Source organism: Azospirillum sp. B4 (genome assembly GCF_000333275.1).
Taxonomy (GTDB): Bacteria; Pseudomonadota; Alphaproteobacteria; order Azospirillales; family Azospirillaceae; genus Nitrospirillum.
This window is the reverse complement of sequence record NZ_BACU01000339.1, coordinates 1-3,872: the sequence shown is the minus strand read 5'-3', so window position 1 is coordinate 3,872 and position 3,872 is coordinate 1. Positions and strand designations below refer to the sequence as shown.

The following is a 3,872-nucleotide window of genomic DNA, read 5'->3' as shown; positions in this document are numbered from 1 at the left end:
AAGATCACATCGCCATGGTGGTCGATGACCGGCTGAAGAGCGGGAGAGGATGGTCACCAGCCAAAGGGAAATGGGATCGGATGACCGGCGTGGATCAGGGGGTGATTGGTGACTGACCTGCTGGTCGATATGTGCTTCGGCTCGCACCTGTATGGCACCGCCACGCCCCTGTCCGACCTGGACTATAAGGCGGTCTACCTGCCGGAAGGGCGGGATATCCTGCTGGGGCGGGTACGCGACAGTGTCATGCTGCTGCCCCCCAAGCCTCATGGGGAAAAGAACGGGCCGGGCGATGTCGACCATGAGGCCTACAGCTTGCAACGCTATCTGGAACTGGTGGCGGAAGGGCAGCCTGTGGCTTTCGACATGTTGTTCGCGCCAGAGGCGGCGATGAAGCGCCCGCCAGCGCCTCTGTGGCGGGAAATTCAAGCCAACAGCCATCGGCTGGTGTCGCGCCAGGCCAAGTCCTTCCTGCGTTATGGTCGACAGCAGGCCACCAAGTTCAGCCTGCGCGGTGCCCGGGTCGTGGCCGCGCAGCGCGGCCTGGCGGTGCTGGAGGCGGCCGAGGCCAAATACGGGGCGCTGGCCAAGCTGGGGGAGGCGAGGGGCGAGTTGGCTGCTTATGTGGGCGATGTCCAGGACGCCACGCTGCTGGAACTCGCGTCCGCCAATGGGCTGCCGCTGACCCATCTGGAGATTTGTGGCAAGCGGGTGCCTTTCACGGCGTCGATCCGTACGGCGCGGGAGATCGTCCAGCGGCTGGTGGCGGACTATGGACATCGGGCGTTGCAGGCGGCACGCAACGACGGTGTCGACTGGAAGGGCATGTCGCACGCCGTGCGCATTGGGCGGGAGGCACTGGAACTGTTCGACACCGGGCGCATCGTCTTTCCGCTGGCCTACGCGCCAGAGATACTGGCCATCAAGCAAGGTGAGCGCCCCTACGACGCCGTGGCGACCGCCATTGAAACGCTGCTGGCCGATGTCGAGGCCGCCGCCGCCCGGTCATCCCTGCCGGATGAGCCGGATGCCGCGTTTATCGAGGACCTGGTGGTACGTAGCCACCGGGCCAAGGTCCTGGAGGGAGTATGACCGGCTTTTCCGATCCCTTCGTCGATCCGGCCGTCCATGCCCGCATCCAAGCGGAACTGGACGCGGTGGAACGGGATCAGGGTGTGCGTATCCTGCTGGCCGTCGAATCCGGCAGCCGGGGATGGCGCTTCCCGTCGCAGGACAGCGACTACGACGTGCGGTTCCTTTATATGCGCCCGCTGGCGGCATACCTGACCGTGACGGAGCAGCGGGATGTAATCGAACGGCCGGTGGATGCCGTATTCGACGTCAACGGCTGGGACCTGCGCAAGGCCTTCCAACTGGCGCTACGATCCAACGCCGTGCTGATCGAATGGCTGTGTTCACCCGTACGTTATCGTGAGGTGGGGCCGGCGGCGGCCCGCCTGCTGGATTTTGCGCGGGCCAGCGTGGACTTGACTGGGATCGCCTATCATTATGACCGGCAGGCCCGGCGCATGTTCAACGACGTGCTGGCGGCGGAGACGCCCCGGCTCAAGACCTATTGCTACGCCCTGCGATCCGCCCTGGCCCTGCGATGGGTGCGGGACCGGCGCGAGACGCCGCCCATGGAACTGCCGGCGCTTCTGGCGGGTCTGTCCCTGTCGCCCGAGATCACCGACGAAATCGCCACCTTGGTGGCCCGCAAGCTCCCCTCAACGGAACGTGCCGCCACCGTCCGCCTGCCTGTCCTTGACCGCTTGATCGGCGACATTCTGGCCCAGCCGGTTCCGGCCATGCCGCGTGAGCACCGGCGCGAGGTGGGGCGGCGGGCCGACGATCTGTTTGCTGAACTGGTCCTGGACCACCATCACGCCTCCATCCCCTCCCGCGCGTAACGTGCCGGCGGTTGGCCGACGTGGCGGGTGAAGGCGACACTGAAGGTGCTGGCGGAGCTGTAGCCCACCCGCTCCGCCACCTCGGCGATGGTGCCGCCGTTGCGCCGCAGCAGGGGCTTGGCCAGGGCCATGCGCCAGGCCAGCAGGTATTCCATGGGCGCCACGCCCACCGCGCGCCGGAACCGGTCGAAGAAGGCGGAGCGGGAGAGGGCGGCCTCCTTCGCCAGTTCCACGACGGTCCAGGGATGGGTGGGGTTCTCGTGCAGGCGCCGGATGGCCACCGCCAGGCGGGGATCGGCCAGGCCGCGCAACAGGCCCGGTGACGCCGCGGGGCCGGTGGTCGCCCGCAGCGCCTCGATCAGCAGCACCTCCAGCAGGCGCGCCAGGATGACCTCACGCGCCGGCCGCCGCGCGCGCGTCTCCTCCCCCACCAATTGCACCAGGGTGGCCAGCCGCCTTTCCCCGCGCACATGCACGATCCGCGGCAGGAGGGAGACCAGCAGCGCCGCGTCGGGGGAGCCGAAGACGCAATGGCCCACCAGCAGCCGGACGTCGGCCGGCGCGTCCAGGACGCCATGCCGGAACTCCCCATCGGGCAGGGGTATGGGCGCGGTATCGACATAGCCTGGCGCCGGTGGCTCCAGGCTGGACATCATGAAGTCATGGACGGCGGGGATCAGGACGAAGTCGCCCGCCTCCAGCACCACCGGTTCCCCCCCGTCAACCGTGAGGCGGGAACAGCCGTCGAGCACCACGCAATAGAACGGCCGCCCGGCCTCCGACCGGCGCACCCGCCACCGGCCGGCGGCGCTGACGACCTTGGAGAAGCTGGCGCTGGGTTGCAGCAGGGTGACCACCTCCGCCAGGGGATCAATCATTCCCGGACTCCTGCCAATGAGAATTGGACTTCCAACTGTAGAGGGTCCGACCCGGGCGATCTATCTTTTCGCCATCGCATTTCCACGAAAAGAAGAGACCCCATGCAAACCGTGCTGATCACCGGCTGCTCCTCCGGCTTCGGTCTGGAGACCGCCCGCCATTTCCTCGACCGCGGCTGGCGGGTCGTGGCCACCATGCGCACGCCGCGTCCGGACGCGCTGCCTGCGTCCGAGCGACTGCGCGTCCTGCCCCTGGACGTGACCGATGCGGACAGCATCAGCCGGGCCCTTGAAGAGGCCGGCCCCATCGACGTCCTGGTGAACAACGCCGGCATCGGCTGGCTGAACGCCCTGGAGGGCACACCCATGGCCACGGTCCGCGAGCTGTTCGAGGCCAACACCTTCGGAACGATGGCCCTGACCCAGGCGGTGCTGCCGCGGTTCCGCGAACGGCGGGCCGGGGTGGTCGTCAACGTCACCTCCACCGTGACCCTGCGCCCGCTGCCGCTGCTGTCCGTCTATACCGCCAGCAAGGCGGCGGTGAATGCCTTCACCGAATCCCTGGCGCTGGAGCTGGAGCAATACGGCGTGCGCGTGCGCCTGGTGCTGCCCGGCCGGGCGCCGGAGACCCGCTTCGGCGACAACGCCCGGGCGCGCATGACGGCGGGCTTCCCCGAGGCCTATACCGATTTGGCGCACCGCGTCTTCGCGGAATGGGGCGAGCAGACGGATGTCACCCGCGCGCGGGACGTGGCGGAGGCGGTGTGGCGCGCGGCGACGGACCCGTCCGCCCCCATGCGCCTGCCCGCCGGGGCGGACGCGGTGGCGCTGGCGGCGGCGGTGGGGTAAGCGAAGCCCTAAACCCCCAGCGCCTGCCACATCTCCCGTTCCTGGCCGTCCGGGTCCATGGCCACCTGGCATTGGCTGTTCAGCAGCATGACGGCGCGGTCCTTGATGTCATACCGGGGCCAGGCGGGCTGGTCGGCGGCGGTGGGCACGCCGGTGCGGGCGAAGCTGGTGAAGTAGCCGCTGACGGCCCGGGCGGTCTCCACCAGGCCGGGGCCGTCACCCTGCAGATCCGGCA

General features: G+C 68.6%; 4 protein-coding genes and 1 pseudogene. 3 read left to right on the top strand and 2 right to left on the bottom strand.

The genetic code is table 11. The features are described 5' to 3' along the window. Positions 1–108: 108 nt before the first annotated feature. Positions 109–1,092, top strand: a complete 984-nt coding sequence (locus I55_RS15095) for a DNA polymerase beta superfamily protein (RefSeq protein ID WP_252181159.1) — start codon at positions 109–111, stop codon at positions 1,090–1,092. Next, positions 1,089–1,910: a nucleotidyltransferase domain-containing protein gene (locus I55_RS15090; protein WP_044561415.1), complete on the top strand. Its 822-nt coding sequence runs from the start codon at positions 1,089–1,091 to the stop codon at positions 1,908–1,910. The genes I55_RS15095 and I55_RS15090 overlap by 4 nt, the downstream gene beginning before the upstream one ends. Here I55_RS15090 and I55_RS15085 read toward each other — a convergent pair. Continuing rightward, entirely contained in the window at positions 1,883–2,788 is a 906-nt protein-coding gene (locus I55_RS15085; RefSeq protein WP_044561414.1) for an AraC family transcriptional regulator, read from the bottom strand. The two genes, I55_RS15090 and I55_RS15085, sit on opposite strands and share 28 nt — an antisense overlap. Before the next feature lie 102 nt (positions 2,789–2,890). On the opposite strand from I55_RS15085, the gene I55_RS15080 reads away from it, so the two are divergent. Continuing rightward, positions 2,891–3,637 (top strand): SDR family oxidoreductase, encoded by a 747-nt coding sequence (locus I55_RS15080; RefSeq protein ID WP_044561413.1) that lies wholly within the window; start codon positions 2,891–2,893, stop codon positions 3,635–3,637. Positions 3,638–3,645: 8 nt separating this feature from the next. Here I55_RS15080 and I55_RS15075 read toward each other — a convergent pair. Beyond that, positions 3,646–3,872, bottom strand: a pseudogene (locus I55_RS15075) (carboxylesterase family protein); the annotation flags it as partial.